The sequence below is a fragment of the Pseudomonas sp. BNK-30 genome, from assembly GCF_047456185.1.
GTDB classification, from domain to species: domain Bacteria; phylum Pseudomonadota; class Gammaproteobacteria; order Pseudomonadales; family Pseudomonadaceae; genus Aquipseudomonas; species Aquipseudomonas putida_E.
This window is the reverse complement of the sequence record NZ_CP179904.1, coordinates 2,749,255-2,767,481: the sequence shown is the minus strand read 5'-3', so window position 1 is coordinate 2,767,481 and position 18,227 is coordinate 2,749,255. Positions and strand designations below refer to the sequence as shown.

At 64.9% G+C, this 18,227-nt stretch carries 12 protein-coding genes; 3 read left to right on the top strand and 9 right to left on the bottom strand.

Annotation, left to right across the window (positions count from 1 at the left end; translation table 11 throughout):
* Positions 1-9: 9 nt before the first annotated feature.
* From ACMGGN_RS12945 to ACMGGN_RS12905, 9 genes are all read right to left on the bottom strand, one after another.
* A complete protein-coding gene (locus tag ACMGGN_RS12945) occupies positions 10-2,784 on the bottom strand; it encodes a malto-oligosyltrehalose synthase (protein WP_281868569.1) in 2,775 nt (924 codons plus the stop codon).
* On the bottom strand, positions 2,781-4,850 hold the full coding sequence (gene malQ, locus ACMGGN_RS12940) for a 4-alpha-glucanotransferase (protein WP_119688632.1): 2,070 nt from the start codon (positions 4,848-4,850) through the stop codon (positions 2,781-2,783). The genes ACMGGN_RS12945 and malQ overlap by 4 nt, the downstream gene beginning before the upstream one ends.
* Positions 4,847-6,589, bottom strand: a complete 1,743-nt coding sequence (gene treZ, locus ACMGGN_RS12935) for a malto-oligosyltrehalose trehalohydrolase (protein WP_414156026.1) — start codon at positions 6,587-6,589, stop codon at positions 4,847-4,849. The genes malQ and treZ overlap by 4 nt, the downstream gene beginning before the upstream one ends.
* A 14-nt stretch (positions 6,590-6,603) precedes the next feature.
* Positions 6,604-8,163: a glycogen synthase GlgA gene (gene glgA / locus ACMGGN_RS12930; RefSeq protein WP_115275324.1), complete on the bottom strand. Its 1,560-nt coding sequence runs from the start codon at positions 8,161-8,163 to the stop codon at positions 6,604-6,606.
* Between the two features lie 535 nt (positions 8,164-8,698).
* Complete coding sequence (locus ACMGGN_RS12925; protein WP_046787361.1) at positions 8,699-9,529, bottom strand: alpha/beta hydrolase; 831 nt, start codon at positions 9,527-9,529, stop codon at positions 8,699-8,701.
* A 13-nt stretch (positions 9,530-9,542) separates the two neighbouring features.
* Entirely contained in the window at positions 9,543-11,870 is a 2,328-nt protein-coding gene (locus tag ACMGGN_RS12920) for a TonB-dependent siderophore receptor (RefSeq protein WP_256345791.1), read from the bottom strand.
* Between the two features lie 65 nt (positions 11,871-11,935).
* Positions 11,936-12,865 carry a DUF4880 domain-containing protein gene (locus ACMGGN_RS12915; protein WP_414156025.1) on the bottom strand — a complete coding sequence of 310 codons (930 nt, stop codon included), beginning with the start codon at positions 12,863-12,865 and terminating at the stop codon, positions 11,936-11,938.
* Complete coding sequence (locus ACMGGN_RS12910; protein WP_046787278.1) at positions 12,862-13,371, bottom strand: sigma-70 family RNA polymerase sigma factor; 510 nt, start codon at positions 13,369-13,371, stop codon at positions 12,862-12,864. The genes ACMGGN_RS12915 and ACMGGN_RS12910 overlap by 4 nt, the downstream gene beginning before the upstream one ends.
* Before the next feature lie 127 nt (positions 13,372-13,498).
* Positions 13,499-13,666, bottom strand: a complete 168-nt coding sequence (locus ACMGGN_RS12905) for a DUF6026 family protein (protein WP_168216561.1) — start codon at positions 13,664-13,666, stop codon at positions 13,499-13,501.
* A 167-nt stretch (positions 13,667-13,833) separates the two neighbouring features.
* Between ACMGGN_RS12905 and gnd the strand changes: the two genes are divergently transcribed.
* Genes gnd through ACMGGN_RS12890 form a run of 3 tightly spaced genes read left to right on the top strand, consistent with a single transcriptional unit; the run spans position 13,834 to position 18,199 of the window.
* Positions 13,834-14,853 carry a phosphogluconate dehydrogenase (NAD(+)-dependent, decarboxylating) gene (gene gnd / locus ACMGGN_RS12900; RefSeq protein ID WP_323613676.1) on the top strand — a complete coding sequence of 340 codons (1,020 nt, stop codon included), beginning with the start codon at positions 13,834-13,836 and terminating at the stop codon, positions 14,851-14,853.
* Positions 14,850-16,355 carry a glucose-6-phosphate dehydrogenase gene (gene zwf, locus ACMGGN_RS12895; RefSeq protein WP_115275321.1) on the top strand — a complete coding sequence of 502 codons (1,506 nt, stop codon included), beginning with the start codon at positions 14,850-14,852 and terminating at the stop codon, positions 16,353-16,355. The genes gnd and zwf overlap by 4 nt, the downstream gene beginning before the upstream one ends.
* Positions 16,356-16,402: 47 nt before the next feature.
* The gene (locus ACMGGN_RS12890) at positions 16,403-18,199 is read left to right on the top strand and encodes a glycoside hydrolase family 15 protein (protein WP_119688637.1); all 1,797 of its coding nucleotides are present in this window, start codon (positions 16,403-16,405) and stop codon (positions 18,197-18,199) included.
* The last annotated feature ends 28 nt before the right edge of the window (positions 18,200-18,227 follow it).

Below are 18,227 nucleotides of genomic sequence, written 5' to 3'. Positions count from 1 at the left end.
TCCTGATGCTCAAGATTGTTGTATCAACACATTGACCGGAAATTCCGACAGCACGGCGCTCAACATCAGCTCCTTTGAAGGGCTGACCACCGCACTTGGGAAAAGTCCCATCGAGTTGGCAGGCGACAAGGCAAACGGCAGAATCACCCGGGTGTCGTCCCAGTTCTGTGCCGGGATCAACGGTGTAGCAGCGCCGCCCAACAGGCCGCTGGCCAGGCGCGGGGCGACGACGATGGCGCGGTGTTCCTCACCCAGCCGGGCAAAGGCCACGACCTTGTCGGCATGGCGGCCCTGCACGTTCAGCGGCAGGTAGGCACCGCGGCGGAACAGCTCGGCGTGGGCCTGCCGGCAATCCAGCAGCCGCGCCAGCAGCGCCTGCTTGATGCGGCCGTCGCGCCAGTGCGCCAGCAGCTCTGCCACGGGCAGGGCGTCGTCCAGCGTGCGACGCCTGCAAGCGTAGTCCACGGGGCGGCGGTTGTCGGGGTCGACCAGGCTGAAATCCCAGTACTCATTGCCCTGGTAAAGGTCTGGCACGCCGGGCACGGTGCTGCGCAGCAAGGCCTGGACCAGGCCATTGAGGGCGCCGGGGGTGGCGATCGACTGCGCCGCGTCGGCCAGGGACTGGCGTAACTGCTGGTTCTCGCGGCCGAGTAACAGGCCATCGACATAGGCGGCGCAGGCGGCCTCGTAGGCTTCGTTCGGCGCGTTCCAGCTGCTACGCAGCTTGGCTTCGCGCAGCGCCTTCTGCTGCCATTGGCGGATGCGCCCGGCATAGTGCTGCAGGGCGTTATCGTCGTGCAGGTCAAGGTCCAGGGGCCAACTGCCCAACAGCGTCTGCAACAGCAGCAACTCGTCGCCCGGGCTCGGCGCAACGCCGTCGTCCAGCTGTTCACGCAGCGGAGCAGCCAGCTCGCGCCAGTGCTCCACGCGGCTGGCGAACCAGGGGCCGCGTTCGCTCAGCACGGCCAGCCGCGCGCGGGTGTCTTCGCCGCGTTTGTGGTCATGGGTGGCGGTGGCCAGCAGGTTGTCGGGGAAGTCGCGCAGGCGGCGCTGGGCCTCGTTGTGGAAGTGTTCGGGGCCGGCACTGAAGCGCTCGGCCTCGAAGCCTACGTCATTGCGCGACAGCAGGCGGGCCGAGCGATAGAAGGTGGTGTCCTCCACGGCTTTGGCGGCGCTGGGCGCGGTGAGCTGTTGAAAGCGCACGCAGGCATGGCGCAGGTGCTTGCGCGGCCGGCCGGGGGGCAGTGCGCGCCATGCCTGGCCGCCGAGCCATTGTTCAAGCTGCTCGAGCAGCGGCCAATCGGCTTCGCTGAGGTCGTGGCGGGCATTGGCCAAGGCCTGCTGGAAGAATTTCTCGTCTTCGGCCGGGCGGCCGCAGGCATTGAAATACGTGCGGTACACCGGGTAGTGGGCAACCAGCGCCTGCAACGCGCGGCGGATCGCCCCAAGGGTCAGGTCGCGGGTCATCAAGTCGTCGCGCGCGACGTGCAGCAGCGCCTGGGCCACCGACTCGCAGTCGCCGGCCAGGCTGGCATTGAGCACCAGATGCCGGGCCTGGCGGACTTCCTCCGGAAAGTCCGGGCGCTCGCTGACAGTGGCCCACAGCTCGGTCAACGGCGCTTCGCCGGCGGGGTCGTGCTGCAGCAGCGAGACCTGGTTCATGAACTCGTAGCCGGTGGTACCGTCGGTGAGCCAGTCGCGATGCAGGTGTTCATCGGTGCCGAGAATCTTCTCGACGTAGATCGGGAAATGCTCAAGCGCCGCATTGAGGGGGCGCCTGGCAAGCAGACCGTCGACCCGCCGGCGCAGCTTGCGGCAATAGCCGCGTGGGTCGGCCAGGCCGTCGATATGATCGATACGCAGGCCATCGACCAACCCTCGCTCAATCAGCTCGAACAGCTTGGCATGGGTCGCCTCGAATACCACCGAGCGCTCTACGCGCAGACCGCCCAGCTCGTTGATGTCGAAGAAACGCCGCCAGTTGATGTCGTCGGCGGCAGTGCGCCAGCTGGCCAGGCGGTAGGTTTGGCGTTCCAGCAGCAGGTGCAGGCGTTTGAAGCCGCTTTCGGTGCGGCTGTCGAAGGCGAGCAGTGCAGACTGCAGGTCGGCGCCCTCGCGCACCAGGCGGGCCAGTTCGGCTTGCACCGGCAAAGCCGCTGCCAGCGGGTCGGCTGCATCGTTCAGTGCGGTGAAGTGCTCGGCCAGGCGCTGCAGGGCAGGCTCGGGGCTCAGGGAAAGAATCCAGCCATAGTCAACCGGGCAGATCGGGAAGCGGTGCTCGTAATGGGCCACCTGCAGCACGCCGTGTTGCTCGTCGAACTCCAGCGGAATTTCGCCATTTTTCAGCGCCGCGCCATAGTCACAGCCCAAAAACGGCAGCAATAGCTGGCCGGCCAGCAGGGGGTCGCTGGAGTGCCACTGGATATCGAAGAACTCGGCGTAGGGGCTGCGCCGGCCCCACGCCAGCAAGCTCTGCCACCAGGGGTTGTCGGCGCCGCCGACGGCCATGTGGTTGGAGACGGTGTCCAGGATCAGGCCCATGCCGTGCTGGCGCAAGGCGGCCACCAGTCGCTCCAGGGCGGCCTCGCCACCGAGCTCCGGGTTGACCTGGGTCGGGTCGACCACATCGTAACCGTGGCGCGAGCCGGCGCGGGCCTTGAGGATCGGCGAGGCATACAGGTGGCTGATGCCCAGCTGGGCAAAGTAGGGCACCAGCGGCAGTGCATGGTCGAGGGTGAAATCGCTGTGCAACTGCAGACGCAGGGTGGCGGACAACGGCTTCATCGGTCACGCTCCCAGGCTTGTTCGCGGGCCTGGGCCAACAGCTCCAGGCGGCGCGCGGCATCTTCATCGTCGAGCAGTTCGCGCACCGGGGGCGCGAACCGCCGGCGCCAGTTGGGGTGGCCTTCGGTCGTGCCAGGGAGGTTGGGTTGCTCTTCACTGCCGAGCAGGTCTTCGAGCGGGATCAGCACCAGCGGTGCGCGGGTGTGACCAACGTAACGGATGGCAGCATCGATCAAGTGGTCGTTGTCCTTTAGTGGGCCGTAATTGGCTTGCAGGGTGCGGCGCAGGCCGTCACGCTCTTTCTGTCGCGCCTGGCGCCAGTGCAGCTCGGTGGCGTCATCGATCAGTTGCAGGCGCTGGCTCCAGTCGATGTCGCGGCTTTGCAGCCAGCCGGCCAAGGGCGCCAGGTCGTGGGTGCCGGTGGTGGCCAAGGCTTTGTCCGGCCAGTCGAGAATCGGCGTGAAGTGGCCGGGCTGGGCCTGCTCGAAAGGCAGCACGCGCATGCCCAGCACGGCCTTGTCCGCCAGTTGTTCGCGCAGGCCTTCAGGCACGGTGCCCAGGTCTTCACCAAGGATGATTGCCTGGTGCCGCACCGACTCCAGGGCCAGCAGGCGCAGCAGGTCCTCCAGCGGATACTGCAGGTAGGCCCCTTCGTCGGGCTTGCAGCCACGGGGGATCAGCCACAGGCGGCGCAGGCCCATCACATGGTCGATGCGCAGGCCGCCGGCATGGGCCAGGTTGGCCCGCAGCATTTCGATGAAGGCGCGGTAGCCATTGCGTTTGAGGCCTTCGGGCGAGAACGCGCAGATGCCCCAGTCCTGTCCGCTGCGGTTGAGGATGTCCGGCGGGGCGCCAACCTTCAGGTTGGCCAGCAACTCGTCCTGGCGGCTCCAGGCCTGGCTGCCGGCACCGTCGGCGCCCACCGCCAGGTCGGCGATCAGGCCGACCGCCATGCCGTTGCCACGGGCGGCTTCCTGCGCGCGCTGCAGGCTGCGCTCGGTCAGCCACTGGCAGAACGCATGGAACTCGACCTTGGCGGGATACGCGCTGGCGAAGGCCTCCACTTCTGGGTGATAGGGGTCGTGCCAGGCGCTCGGCCAGTTGCGCCAGTCGGCGCCCAGGCCGTCGTCCACGGCTTGTGCCTGCAGCACTTCAAAGCGGCAGTGGTGCTCCAGCGCCTGGCCACCGGCCTCGCGGAAGCTCTCGAAGTCTTTGCGCAGGGGGTGATCAGCCTGGATGAAATTCTGGTACAGGGCGTCGAGCAGGCGCAGGCGGGCGTCGGCGGCGCGTGGCCAGTCGACCAGCGGGCGTTGCTCGAGGTCTTCCAGGGTTTGCTCCAGGCCACAGGCCACGACGGCCATGCGCACGGCACGTTCACCGAGCACGGCAGCGGGGCTGGCATACAAGGGGTTGAGCAGCAGGCGGCTGGAGGGTGAGTAGGGGCTGTAGTGTTGCTGGTCGAACGCCGACAGGGCGTGGATCGGGCTGATGGCGAGGGCGTCGGCACCACGCTCTGCGGCGCTGCGCGCCAGTTGCTCCAGGGCCAGGCAGTCGCCGTAGCCGCCATCACCTGGGCGGCGCAGGCTGTAAAGCTGCACCGCAATGCCCCAGCAGCGCGGTGGCGGCTGTTCGACAGCGTCCTCCAGGCTGTGGCAACGCAGCGGCGCCACGGCCACTGTGAAAGTACGGCCATCGATATCGACGCGGTGATAGCCCAAGGGCAATGCGCCAGGCAGTTGTGCCTGGTTGTCGAGGGTCAGGTCGAGCTGGCTGTGGTCTTCCAGGGTGCAGCGGGCGGCGCTGCCTGCGCTGAAGTAGCGCGCCAGTGCCAGTGGCCGGCCCAGGTCGGCAGTCAATAGCGGCGGTAAGTGTTCGCTGTCTTCGGCGGCGTCCACGGCGCGCAGGCTGTCCTGGAGGGCGCGGTCGTCACTGGCCGGGTGGCCAAGCGCTTCAAGGACCTTGCGCAGCACGTCGTCGCTGACCTGTTGTGGCCTGTTGTTGGCGTCGATCCAGTCGCGGGCCAGCCCTACGCGGGCGGCCAGGCGGTGTAATGCAGTTTCACTCATGGGCGCTCCTGGCCAGGTGCAAGCAGGCTGACCACGCAGCTGTACGCAGACAGTGCGGTGTCGGGGTGCGTGGTATCGCTACTGTCGAACAGGCGGTGTTCGGCTGCGGGCAGTTCGACCGGCTGTGGCGTGGCGGCCAGGTTCAGGTCGATGCGCAGGGTGTTGCCATTGCCCAGGCGCCAGCGTGCGGTCAGTGCCTTGTCGCCCAGCACGTCGGTGCCCAGCGCACGGCTGCCAGGCAGGTACGGTATGACATGGCGCCGGCGCAGTTCGAGCAGTTGCTGATAAAGGCCGTGCCAGCCGGCGATCACTTCCTGACGCTGTGGCCGTGAGGCCTGGAATGTCTGCTCGGCATTGGGGTCGGGGATGCGCTCGCGCTGCTCGGGATCGGCAAACGCGGTGAAGTGGGCGAATTCGCCACGCCGACCTTCGCGCACGGCATCGGCCAGCTCGTCATGGAAGTCGGTGAAGAACAGAAACGGCCGGCAACTGCCATCCTCGTCACCCATGAACAACAGCGGGATCATCGGCGACAGCAGCAACAGGCCGGTAGCGGCGCGCAGGGCAGGGACCGGGCACAGGCGTGTCAGGCGTTCGCCCAGGGCGCGGTTGCCGATCTGGTCGTGGTTTTGCAGAAACAATACGAACGAGCTGGGCTCAAGGTGGCCACTTGGTTCGCCGCGCGGCTGGCCATGGCGGTTGGCCTGGCCCTGGAACACGAACCCTTCGGACAGGCAGCGGGCCAGCTTGTTGATCGGCAGGTCCTGGTAGTCGGCGTAGTACCCTTCGGTTTCACCCGTGAGTAGCACGTGCAGTGCATTGTGGCCATCGTCGTTCCACTGGGCGTCGAAGCCCTGTTCCAGCAGGAACGCCTGATTGTGCTCATTCTCCAGCATCAGCCACACCTGGCGGCCAGGCTCCACCGCAGCGCGTACCCGTTGCGCCAGCTCGACCAGGAAGTCGGGCTGGTCGATGGCATGCACTGCATCCAGGCGCAGGCCGTCGCAGCGGTAGTCGCACAGCCACATCAGAGCGTTCTGGATGAAGAACTCACGCACCTCTGGCCGGCGGAAGTCGATGGCTGCGCCCCAGGGCGTCTGCCGGTCCTCACGGAAGAACGGGCTGGCGTACTGGTGCAGGTAGTTGCCGTGCGGCCCAAAGTGGTTGTAGACCACGTCCACCACTACCATCAGGCCCTGGCCGTGGGCGTTATCGACCAGCGCGCACAATTGCTCAGGGCTGCCATAGCTGTGTTGCGGCGCGAATGGCAGCACGCCGTCGTAGCCCCAGTTACGCTCGCCAGGGAACTGCCCCAGCGGCATCAGCTCGATGGCGCTGATGCCAAGCTCTGCCAGGCGCGGCAGATGCCGGGCGACCCCAGGGTAGCCCTCGAGCACGCCGACGTGCAGTTCCTGAATCACCGCTTCGTGCCAAGGGCGGCCTCGCCAGGGGTGTTGCCAGGCGTAAGCCTGGGTATCGACCACCTGGCTCGGGCCCTGCACGCCTTCGGGCTGGTAGCGCGAAGCCGGGTCGGCCACCCGCAGCTCGCCGTCGATGCGATAGTGGTAACGGTCACCGGCCTGGCACGGGGCAACGCCGGTATACCAGCCATCTGCGTCGGGCAGCAGCTCGATCGGCGGCTGCTGCTCCAGTTCCAAGCTCACGCTGCGCGCATCCGGCGCCCATAGGGCGAAGCGCGCCGACGTGGCGTCCAGTAGGTGTGCGCCATGCCTGTGCATCTTCGATTCCCCGCTCAGTAGTGGCTCAACTGTGCCTGTTTGACCAGGTCCTCGTAGAGGCGGGCGTAGGGTTCGACCGCCTGGCACCAGTTGAACGGCTGGGTCATCGACAGGCAGCGCATGGCGTTGAGCAGGTTTTTCTTGCCGTAGACATAGAAGGCACGGCTCAGCGCTTCGCGGTAACTCTCCACGGTCGACTCATCGAACAGGAAACCGGTGACGCCATTCTCGATCGTGTCGGCCAGGCCTCCGGTGTTGCGCGCTACGGGCAGTGAGCCAAAACGCTGCGCATACATCTGGCTCAGGCCGCAGGGCTCGTAGCGTGATGGCATCAGCAGGAAGTCGCTGCCGGCGAACATCCGCCGCGCATCGGTTTCGTTGAAGCCGATACGCACGCCGATGCGGCCGGGATGGCGCAGGGCCAGCTCGCGCATGGCCTGCTCTTCTTCAGGCTCGCCACGGCCGATGATCGCGATCTGCCCGCCCTGTTCGACGATGTAGTCGGCCACGCCCAAGGTCAGGTCCAGGCCTTTCTGGAACACCAGCCGCGAGACTACGGCGAACAGTGGCCCTTCGCTTGGCTCGAGTTCGAACAGGCGGCGGACTGCTTCGGCATTGCGCGCCTTGCCATCCCAGTCGTTGATGCTGAAGTTGTGCTGCAGATGCTGGTCGGTGGCCGAATCCCAGCTTTCGTCGATGCCATTGGGGATGCCGCCGAGCAGGCCTTGCTGGGCCTTGCTGGCGAGGAAGCCATCCAGGCCGCAGCCGAATTCCGGCGTGGTGATTTCGCGGGCGTAAGTGGCACTGACGGTGGTGATGTGGCTGGAGTAGGCCAGGCCGGCCTTGAGGAAGGACAGCTTGCCGTAGAACTCCATGCCTTCCTGCTGCATGGCATGGTCAGGGATCGCCAGCTCCGGGCTGCAGGCGCGGCTGTACACACCTTGGTAGGCCAGGTTGTGAATGGTGAACAAGGTCGGGGTGCTCAGGCCGCGCCAGTGCATGTAGGCCGGGGCCAGGCCTGCGGGCCAGTCATGGGCGTGCACCACTTCGGGCTTCCAGTGGATCTTGCCTTCACCGGCGGCAATCTCGGCCGCGGCAAGGCCAAGGCGGGCGAAGCGGATGTGGTTGTCGGGCCAGTCGCGACCGTTGTTGGCACCATAGGGTGTGCCGTCGCGCTGGTACAGTTCAGGGCAGATCAGCACGTAGATGACCAGGCCGTCAGCCATGTCCATGCGGCCGATCTTGCACGGCGGCAGGGCCGCATGGCCGCCGAGTTCGCCGACGATATGAATGGGGTTGTCGCTTTCCATCACCTGGCTGTAGCCGGGGATCAGCACACGGACATCGTGCAGGTGCGCCAATGCCCGCGGCAGTGCTGCCGAAACGTCACCCAGGCCGCCGGTCTTGATCAGGTCGGCAATTTCGGAGGTGACGAACAGGATCTTGCGTTTGTTGGGGTTGTGCTGGCGCTGGGCGCCGGGTGCCTTGACTGTCGTGGCGAAATCCGGGGTGAGCGGTTCGCGGTTTTCCGGTTTGAATGAATCTACGTGAGGTTCGACAGCGGCACTGATCATACTTCTCTCCGTCCCTATGGTGTGGCCGAGTGCTGGCACCCGTTTGCTTTATTTCGTGCTGGTTATCTCTGTTTCGTGTCTTCGTAGTGCGGTCCTTGCCCCAAGGTCGTGCGCGCAGGCACGGCGCGATCGGCATTCCCGCCGAAAGCGTTTGGTCTGGAAGGAGTGAGCGGGCTGCAGCGAGGGGTATCCCATTGCTTTGGCCTACTTAAAGTTCCTGACCCGTCGCCTTTTGCAAAAGTTCGACTTTTTTCATGTCGCCTCTTCCCTGAGCAAATCGCGGGCCGAAAGCTGAGTGTAGGAGACCGGAAGTAAAAAAGGTGACCCACTGGTCACTTTCGTTATGACGCGAGATAGACGCAAACGTTGGCGTGTGTCATCGCTTTGAGAAGGGGTGTTCCAAGAGAGGGCGCAGGCAAAATTCGGGGGGCCATTTTGTGGCGAAAAAGGGTGTATGCACCGTTAGGGTGCACGGTGGGGCTTACCCATTTTGGCCTTCTCGCAGGTCGATCTGCGAAAAGGCCGACACCTGCAGCTAGAACCTGCGGGTACTGATCAATTCATCCAGGACCCGTGTCGGCACCCTGAACGGCACCGACATGTGATCTTCCCCAGCCTCGAGCTGGAAATCACTGCGCAGCCCGTACTGCGACAGTGCCTCCAGGCGCAATTGCAGGGCCCGGGCATCCTGAATCTCCTGGGGCATCTCGCGGTCACCGATCAATAGCGTAAGGCTGCTATGGGTCAGGTCCAGTTGCCCGGCGTGGGCACGCTGCATGAATGTCCGCTCATGGGCCATCAGGTAGCGGTCACGCCACCACAGGCTCGGGCTGATGGCGATCACGTGCTGGAACAGTTGCGGTCGGGTAAACAGCGCATACACGCCGAACATGCCACCGAACGAATGCCCGACCAGGCTGCGCTGGTCCTGATCGACCTTGAAACGGGCATTGACCTTTGGCATCAGGCGTTTTTCGATGAAGTCCAGGAACAGGTCCTGGCCACCTTGGGGTGGTTTGTTGCGCTCGGCAGGTTGCGGTGGCGACAGGTCGAAGGCGCGGCGTTCGAAGTCCAGTGGGGTGTCGCTGGGGTAGCCGATGGCGACCAGTATCGCGCCGCGCAGCCGGTCTTGAGCGCGCTTGGCGGCATGAAACGCCGGGAAGTAGGCGTTGCCGTCAAGCAGGTAGATCACCGGGTAGCCGCCGGTCCAGGGCACATCGCCCTCCGGCAGGCTGATCATGATCCGGTATTCGCGGCCCTCGGCACTTTTCATCGACCATTGCTCGGTACCGTCCAGCGTCACCGGCGCGGCGTGGGCCAGGCTGGCAAGCAGCGCAGTGCCCAGCCAGATCATCAATGTGCGCATTTTCATCCCCCCTTTACCAGCGATAACTCAGGCTGGTGACCACGCTGCGCGCTTCACCCCGGTAGCAGTAGCCCTGCTGGCAGTTGATATAGCGTTTGTCGAACAGGTTGCGCGCATTGAGCGCCAGGCGAACGCCGTCCAGGCCGCCGCCGAAGTCGTAGTGCACGCCGGCATCGACCAGTGTGTAGCCTTCGTTCTTCACGGTGTTCTGTGCATCGCCGTAGTTGCTGCCGGTGTAGCGGGCACCGCCAGAGACGCCTACGCCCATCGGCAGGCGGTAGTCGAGCCAGACAGAAGCAAGATGGCGGGGAACGTCCAGTGGCTGCTTGCCTTCATTGCCATCGTTGCTTTCAGTCACTTCGGGGTCGTTGAAGCTGTAGCTGGCGGTCATCTTCAGCCGGTCGCTGAGGTCGGAAACGGCTTCCAGTTCCAAGCCCTTGGAGACCTGCTCGCCAGTGGCGATACTGTTGATCGGGTTGGCCAGGTCGCGGGTCAGCACGTTCTTCTGGGTCAGGTGGTACAGCGAGGCGGTGAGCATCGTTGCGCTGCCTGGTGGCTGGTACTTCAAGCCCACTTCGTATTGTTCGCCTTCGGTGGGTTTGTAGGCACCGCTGCCACTCTGTGGCTGGAACGAGGTGGCGTAGCTGGCGTAGGGTGCCAGGCCGTTGTCGAACAGGTAGAGCGCGCCGACCGAGCCAGTGGTGGCTGAGTCACTGGTCTTGCGGTTGATGCCGCTGAGGTTGTCGCTGCGCCGCACGTGCACGAAGTCGCGGCGCAAGCCGGCCGAAAGCCGCCAGCGGTCGAGGTCGATCTGGTCCTGCAGGTACAGGCCGGTGCGTTGCTCCAGGCCATCTTCGTCCGCCAGCGGCGTACCCGGTTTGGCCACCGGTTGGTGGTAGTCGGGCGCGAAGCGGTCGATCGACGGCGCCGGGCCGCTGGCATACGACAATGAGGTGTCGATCCAGCCGTAGTCCACGCCGGTCAGCAAGGTGTGGTGCAGGGTACCTGTTGCAAAGCGGCTGACCAGGCGCGTGTCGGCCGAGACACTCGACATGTCTTCGTACACACCGATGGCATCGCGATCGAGGATGTGCCCCTCGCGCTCCTGATAGGGTTGCAGGTACTGGTTGGTGGTATCGACCTGGCCGTAACGCAGGTTCTGCTGGAAGCTGAAGGTGTCGTTGAAGGTGTGCTCGAATTCGTAGCCGAAGGTCCATTGGCGCTGTTGCAGCTTGTCGAAGTACTCGTCACCCTGCCAGAAATCGGTCAGGTGATCGCCCTGCTGGTAGAGCATCGGTGAGGCGGCTGTCTCGCGTTCCTGGTATTGCGCCAGCAGTGTCAGGCTGGTGTCTGGGTCGATCTGCCAGGTCAGCGAGGGTGCGATCAGGCGCACGTCGTTGTTCAACTGCTCGATATAGTTTTCGGCATCGCGGTACACACCCACAACGCGGTATAGCAGGTCGCCGGACTCGTTCAGCTTGCCACCCAGGTCGAATTGCCCTTGTTGGTGGTTGTAGTTGCCCGACTGGATCTGCACTTCGTTTTTTGCCTGCAGGCCAGGGCGTTTGCTGACCCGGTTGACCATGCCGCCGGGGCTGATCTGCCCGTACATCACCGACGACGGGCCTTTGAGCACTTCGATGCGCTCCAGGTTGTAGGCTTCGGTCTGGTACAGCGACAACCAGCCGCTGCCGGGTTGGCGCAGGCCATCGAGAAAGTCCGCGCCCATGGTGGTTTCGAAGCCACGGATGCTGATCATGTCGAAACGTGGGTCCAGGCCTGATGCGCCTACCCGTACACCGGCAGTGTAGGCCACGGCATCCTCGACGCGGTCGACCTTGCGGTCGGCGATCTGCTCGGCGGTGACCACGCTGATGCTCTGCGCGGTTTCCAAGATGGGCCGGTCGGTCTTGGTGGCGCTGCTGGCGTTGCTGGCGAAGTAGCCCTCGACGGGCGCGAAGGCGCTTTGCGAGGCGGTTGCGTCGATGCTTATCGGCTCCAGTTGCAGGCTGGCGTCGCCCTGGCCTGGCAGCACGACATAGCCGGCGCTGGACTTGTGCAGTTGCAGGCCACTGCCACTGAGCAGTTGGTTCAGCCCGTCTTCCAGCGGGCCGCCACCGGCCAGCCCTGGGCTGTTCAGGCCGCGCACGGCCTCCGGCGAGAAGGACAGGGTGATCCCGGCACGTTCAGCGAAGGTGCTCAGCGCCTGCCCCAAGGGGCCTGCCGGGATGCTCGGCGCGGTCGCTGTAGCGGCCAGCGCAGCGCCGGCGTGCAGGGCCAACGCAAGGTACACGGCACGTGACAAGGTTCGGGAGCAGCGGGGCGGTCGGGCAGGCAGCATGAAGCGATCCATTCGAGGGGGTGATCATCCCTAACCGGATGAGCGCGTGAAGTCCGACAGTTTTTTCATGCCTGGGATGAAATACGCACCCACCAGCGTGTGCGTTGGTCGATACGCACAGGCAGCAGGTGGGCGATGTTGTCCAGCAGTGCCCCCGGCTGGTCGAGGTGGAACACGCCCGACAGGCGCAGGTCGGCCACTGCCGGGTCGCAGCGCAGCCAGCCACGGCGGTAGCGAGCGGCCTCGGCGAGGAAGTCGGCCAGGGGTATATCGTTGACGATCAGCAGGCCGCGGCTCCAGGCGAACGGATCCAGGGCGCCGCCGCCCAGAGGCGCCAGTCGCGAGGGGTAGAGCGCAAGGCCGCTGCCAGCCTGCACCCGCTGCGAGCCCGCAGCGGCAGTCACCAGCACTTCACCGCGTTCGACGTGCAACTCGCTGTAACCAACGCGCTCGCGCAGCACGGCGCGCGCCTGGTGGCCTTGGCAAACGCCCTGCTGGCAGCGCACGCGCCAGTCGGCGCCATCGACCAGCATTTCGCCACTGCGCAGGCGGATTTCCCTGCCATGCAGGTCAACGGCGCTGTCAGTGTTCAATTGCAACTCGAGGTCGCCGTTCAGGCGCAACTGCCGCTGTTCGCCGACACCGGTGGTGAAGTCACTGCGCCACGCGGGGGGCGCAGTGCCGATCAGCAGCGTGGCGCCGCCCGCTGTCAGGCCCAGGCCCAGCAGCTTGAGGGTGCGGCGGCGGCTCAGGTCGACGTCGGCCTGGCGCAGCACGGCAGCCGTGCAAGTGGCATCGGGCAGGTGCCCGTTGTGGAAGTGCCCGCTGACCTGCTGCATGCGCTGCCAGGCCAGGTCATGCCGTGTATCACGCAGCCGCCAGGCATTGAACTGGCTGAACACCTCGACATTGCCCGGGCTGGCCCGCAAGCGCATCTGCCACTCGATGGCCGTACGCACGATGGCTTCAGGCAGCCGCTCTGGCGCGGCGGTCACTCGAAGCACAGCCGGTAGCAGTGCAGCAACGCGTTGGCCACGTGGCGCTCTACCGTGCGGCTGGAAACCCCCAGCCGTTCGGCTATTTGCGCATGGGTCAGGCCGCCCAGCTGGTACAGCAGGAAGGCGTCGCGCACGGTGGGTTTGAGGCCATCGAGCAATTGCGCGATGCGCTCAAGGCACTGCATGGCCTCGTGGCGCACGTGCGGGGACGGGTAGCTGGCCTCGGGCAACTGCGCCAAGGTTTGCAGGTAGGCGCGCTGCAGTGCATCGCGCCGCCAATGGTCGACCACAAGGCCGCGGGCGATGCGTACCAGCAGAGCGCGGGGCGCCTGGGTACTGATCGGCTGGTTGCGCACCAACAGGCGTACGAACGTGTCCTGGGCCAGGTCTGCGGCCTGTTGCGAGCAGCCCAGCGAACGCTTCAGCCAGCTGTGCAGCCAGCCGCGCTGGGTGTCGTACAGGACCTCAAGCGGAATGATCGCATCCGTTTCATGCACTGCCATGCAACGCCCCGGGCCAGGTGAATGGAGAAAGCGCGCACGATAAACGCGAATCGTTCCCAATTCAAACTTTTTTCTGTGGGGGCCAGCAGTGTGGGAGCGTTAACGCTCCCACCAGGGGGAGAATGAATCAGAGGCTTACAGGTTCATCGCCGGAGCGCGCCCGCTCCAGCTGCATGTGCAACTGAGCGACTTGCTGGCGCAGTTGGTCGCGTTCGTCCTTCAATTTACGCAGCTCATCACGGCGCACGGAGACATAGAGGGTCTGGGTTGGAGTGGCAGGCATCAAGGTACCCATGTAAACACCTCGCGGTTTTGGCTGGTGACAATCAAAGCGTAGTCGCTTCACGCGGCGGGCATTCTGAATTCTTTCACTGCTCATTGGAACTTTTTTGTTTAACGTTGTCTCGCCGTTCGTCGCTGAACCCTCGGGCGGTGTGCTGGACTAATCTGAAACGCTGGACTGTGTTGTCATTCATTTTTCAAGGGGAGCATCGGCTCATGCAACTGGGAATCGTCGGGCTGGGCCGCATGGGCGGCAATATTGCAAGGCGGCTGATGCGCGCCGGGCACCGCACGGTCGTGCACGACCGTAACCGTGATGCAGTCGTCGGGCTGGAAGGCGAGGGCGCCCAAGGGGCTCACGACCTTGGCGCGCTGGTGCAGAAGCTCAAGGCGCCGCGGGCGGTATGGGTAATGCTGCCGGCGGGCGAACCTACCGAGCAGACCATCGCGCAGCTGGCCGAACTGCTGGAACCGGGCGATGCGATCATCGACGGTGGCAACACCTTCTACAAGGACGACATGCGCCGCGCCGCCGAGCTGGCCAAGCGCGGGCTGCATTACCTGGACGTCGGTACCTCTGGCGGTGTGTGGGGCCTGGACCGTGGCTACTGCATGATGATCGGCGGTGAGAAGGACGTGTTCGAGCGCCTAGAGCCTTTGTTCAAGGCGCTGGCCCCGGGCGTTGGCGACATTCCGCGCACCCAGGGGCGCGAAGGTGAGCACGACCGCGCCGAACATGGCTACATCCATGCAGGCCCGCCCGGCGCCGGGCACTACGTGAAGATGGTGCACAACGGCATCGAATACGGGTTGATGCAGGCCTACGCGGAAGGCTTTGACCTGCTGCGCAGCAAAGGCGGCGATGAGCTACCGCAAGAACAGCGCTTCGACCTGAACGTCGCCGAAATTGCCGAGGTATGGCGCCGTGGCAGCGTGGTCACCTCCTGGCTGCTCGACCTCACCGCCGATGCCCTGGTGGCCGACCCGCACCTGGCGCAGTTCAGCGGCTCGGTATCGGACAGTGGCGAAGGCCGCTGGACGATCGACGCAGCAGTCGAGCAGGCCGTGCCGGTACCTGTCCTGTCCAGTGCGTTGTTCGCCCGGTTCCGCTCACGCCAGCAGCAGGGCACCTACGGCGACAAGGTCCTCTCGGCCATGCGCCTGGGCTTCGGTGGCCACGTCGAGAAGAAAGGCCAATGACCCGACAGACCACTCCTGCAGCCGGCCCTTGTACCTTGTTCCTGTTCGGTGCCAACGGTGACCTGGTCAAGCGCCTGCTGATGCCGGCGCTGTACAACCTGGGCCGGGACGGCCTGCTCGACCGCAACCTGCGCATCGTTGGTGTGGACCATAATGCCGCCACTGCCGATGAATTCGCCGAACGCCTGCACGCGTTCATGCGTGAACGCGACAAGGGCGGCGAGGGCGCGGCCAAGTGCCTGGACGAAAAACTTTGGGCGCGCCTGGCCAAGCGCCTGGACTACCAGACCGGCGACTTCCTGGACCCGGCCACCTATACCGCGCTGGCCAAGCGCATCGACAAGACCAGCCATGGCAACGCCATTTTCTACCTGGCCACCTCGCCACGCTTTTTCCCCGAGGTTGCCCAACGCCTGGGGGATGCCGGCTTGCTCGACGAGTCTGGTGGTGGCTACCGCCGGGTCGTGGTGGAAAAACCCTTCGGCACCGACCTGGCCAGTGCCGAGGCGCTCAATGCCTGCCTGCTCAAAGTGATGAGCGAGCGGCAGATTTACCGCATCGACCATTATCTGGGCAAGGAGACGGTGCAGAACATCCTGGTCAGCCGTTTTTCCAATGGCTTGTTCGAGTCGTTCTGGAACAACCACTACATCGACCATGTGCAGATCACGGCCGCCGAAACGGTGGGCGTCGAGACTCGCGGTGGGTTCTATGACCACACCGGTGCCTTGCGCGACATGGTGCCCAACCACCTGTTCCAGTTGCTGGCGATGGTTGCCATGGAACCGCCTGCAGCCTTTGGCGCAGATGCCGTGCGCGGCGAAAAAGCCAAGGTGATCGGCGCTATCCGTCCCTGGTCGACGAAGATGGCCCTGAAGAACTCCGTGCGCGGCCAGTACACCGCGGGCAAGCAGGGCCGCAAGCGCCTGGCCGGGTATCGCCAGGAGGACAGGGTGGCGGCCGACAGCCAGACCGAAACCTACGTGGCCCTGAAGGTGATGATCGACAACTGGCGCTGGGCCGGCGTGCCGTTCTACCTGCGTACCGGCAAACGCATGAGCGTGCGCGACACCGAAATTGCCATCTGCTTCAAGCCTGCGCCCTACGCGCAGTTTCGCGAATCGGAGCTGGAGCGGCCCAAGCCCAACTACCTGAAGATCCAGATCCAGCCCAACGAAGGCATGTGGTTCGACCTGCAAGCCAAGCGCCCGGGCCCGGAACTGGTGATGGAAAACGTCGAGCTGGGGTTCGCCTACAAGGACTTCTTCAAGATGACCCCGGCCACGGGGTACGAGACCTTGATCTACGACTGCCTGACCGGCGACCAGACCTTGTTCCAGCGTGCCGACAACATCGAGAACGGCTGGCGTGCGGTGCAGCCGTTTCTGGATGCCTGGGCGCAGGACGGCGAGGTGCATGAGTACCCGGCGGGCGAGGATGGGCCAGCGGCCGGCAATGAGTTGCTGGCCCGTGACAAGCGCGAGTGGCACCGGTTGGGATGATCGCACGGCCCACTGTGTGGGCCAGACAGTTGCATTAAGGAGATCCAATGCCTGCCCACATCGAAGACTATGCGCTGCTCGGCAACTGCCGCAGCGCCGCCCTGGTCAGCCGTGACGGTTCCATCGACTGGCTGTGCCTGCCACGCTTCGATGCCCCCGCCGTGTTCGCGGCGCTGCTGGGCAATGAAGAAAACGGTCGCTGGCGCCTGGCCCCCAGCGACTCCATCGAGCATGTCAGCCGGCGCTACCAGCAAGATACCCTGGTGCTGGAAACCACCTGGGTGACTGCCAGCGGCCGCGCCCGTGTGCTGGACTTCATGCCGCTGGACGACGTCAATTCGGTCGTGCGCATCGTCGATGGCATTGCCGGCGAAACCAACTTTGAAATGGACCTGGTGATGCGCTTCGACTACGGGCGCAGCGTACCCTGGGTGGAAAAGCTCGACCCGCTGACCCTGAGCGCCGTCGCCGGCCCCGACCGGCTGATCCTGTGCAGCACGGTGGCCTCGCACGCCCGCGACCACCACACTGTCGCGCGCTTTCGGGTGTGCGCCGGTGAGCGCCAGGTGTTCAGCCTGCGCCATCAACCTTCGCACCTGCCGGTACAGCCCGACTGCGATATCGAACATGCCCTGGCGCATACCGTCAGCCAGTGGCAGGCCTTTGCCGCCCGCTGCCCGGATGTCGGCCCTTACAGCGCGAGCGTGCGCCGTTCATTGCTCACCCTCAAGGCCATGACGTATGCCCCTACCGGCGGCATCGTTGCGGCCGTCACCACCTCGCTGCCCGAAAGCATCGGCCACGAGCGCAACTGGGACTATCGCTTCTGCTGGCTGCGCGATGCCACCATGACCCTGCTGGCGTTCATGAACCTGGGTTACTTCGACGAAGCGCAGGCCTGGCGTGAGTGGCTGCTGCGTTCGGTGGCCGGCAACCCGGAGCAGATGCAGATCATGTACGGCCTGGCAGGGGAGCGAGACCTGCAGGAATACACCCTGCCGTGGCTGGCCGGGTATGAGCACTCGCAGCCGGTGCGGGTGGGCAACGCTGCCGCTCAACAGCGGCAGCTGGACATCTACGGCGAGGTCGCCGACGCCATGGCCCAGGCGATAAAGGGCGGGTTGCCCAGGCACCCACGCAGTGCGGCGATTTCCCGCCTGATCATGCCCTACCTGGAGCGCATCTGGCGTGAGCCGGACGAAGGCATCTGGGAGGTGCGTGGTGGCAGGCAGCACTTCGTGCATTCCAAGGTCATGGCCTGGGTCGCATTCGACCGCGCGGCAGGGTTGGCTGAGACCACCGAGGAGGGCAGCGAGCGCGGGCAGTATTACCGGCAGGTGGCAGATGAAATCCGCCGCGAGGTGTGTGAGCAGGGGCTCGATGCCAAAGGCCTGCATTTCGTCCAGGCCTATGGCTCGAGCGAAATGGACGCCAGCCTGCTGCAGATCGCCCTCACCGGGTTCCTGCCGGCCCAGGATGAGCGGTTTCTGCGCACGCTCGAACAGATCGAGCAGCGCCTGCTGAAAAACGGTTTGCTGATGCGCTATGACAGTGACCGCTGCAGTGACGGCCTGACGCCGGGTGAAGGGACGTTCCTGGTCTGTTCGTTCTGGTTGGCCGATGTGTATGTGCTGTTGGGGCGCCAGGGCGAGGCGCAGGCGCTGTACGAGAAGCTGACCGGGCTGTGCAATGACGTGGGTTTGCTGGCCGAGCAGTACGACCCGGCAGGCAAGCGCATGCTGGGCAACTTCCCCCAGGCGTTCAGCCACATCGGCATCATCAACACGGCGCTGAACCTGCACCGGGCGCAGTGCCCGGCAAGGGATCGGGCCCAGTGTGGTTGAAGGGCATGGCTACTCGTATTCAGCGAAA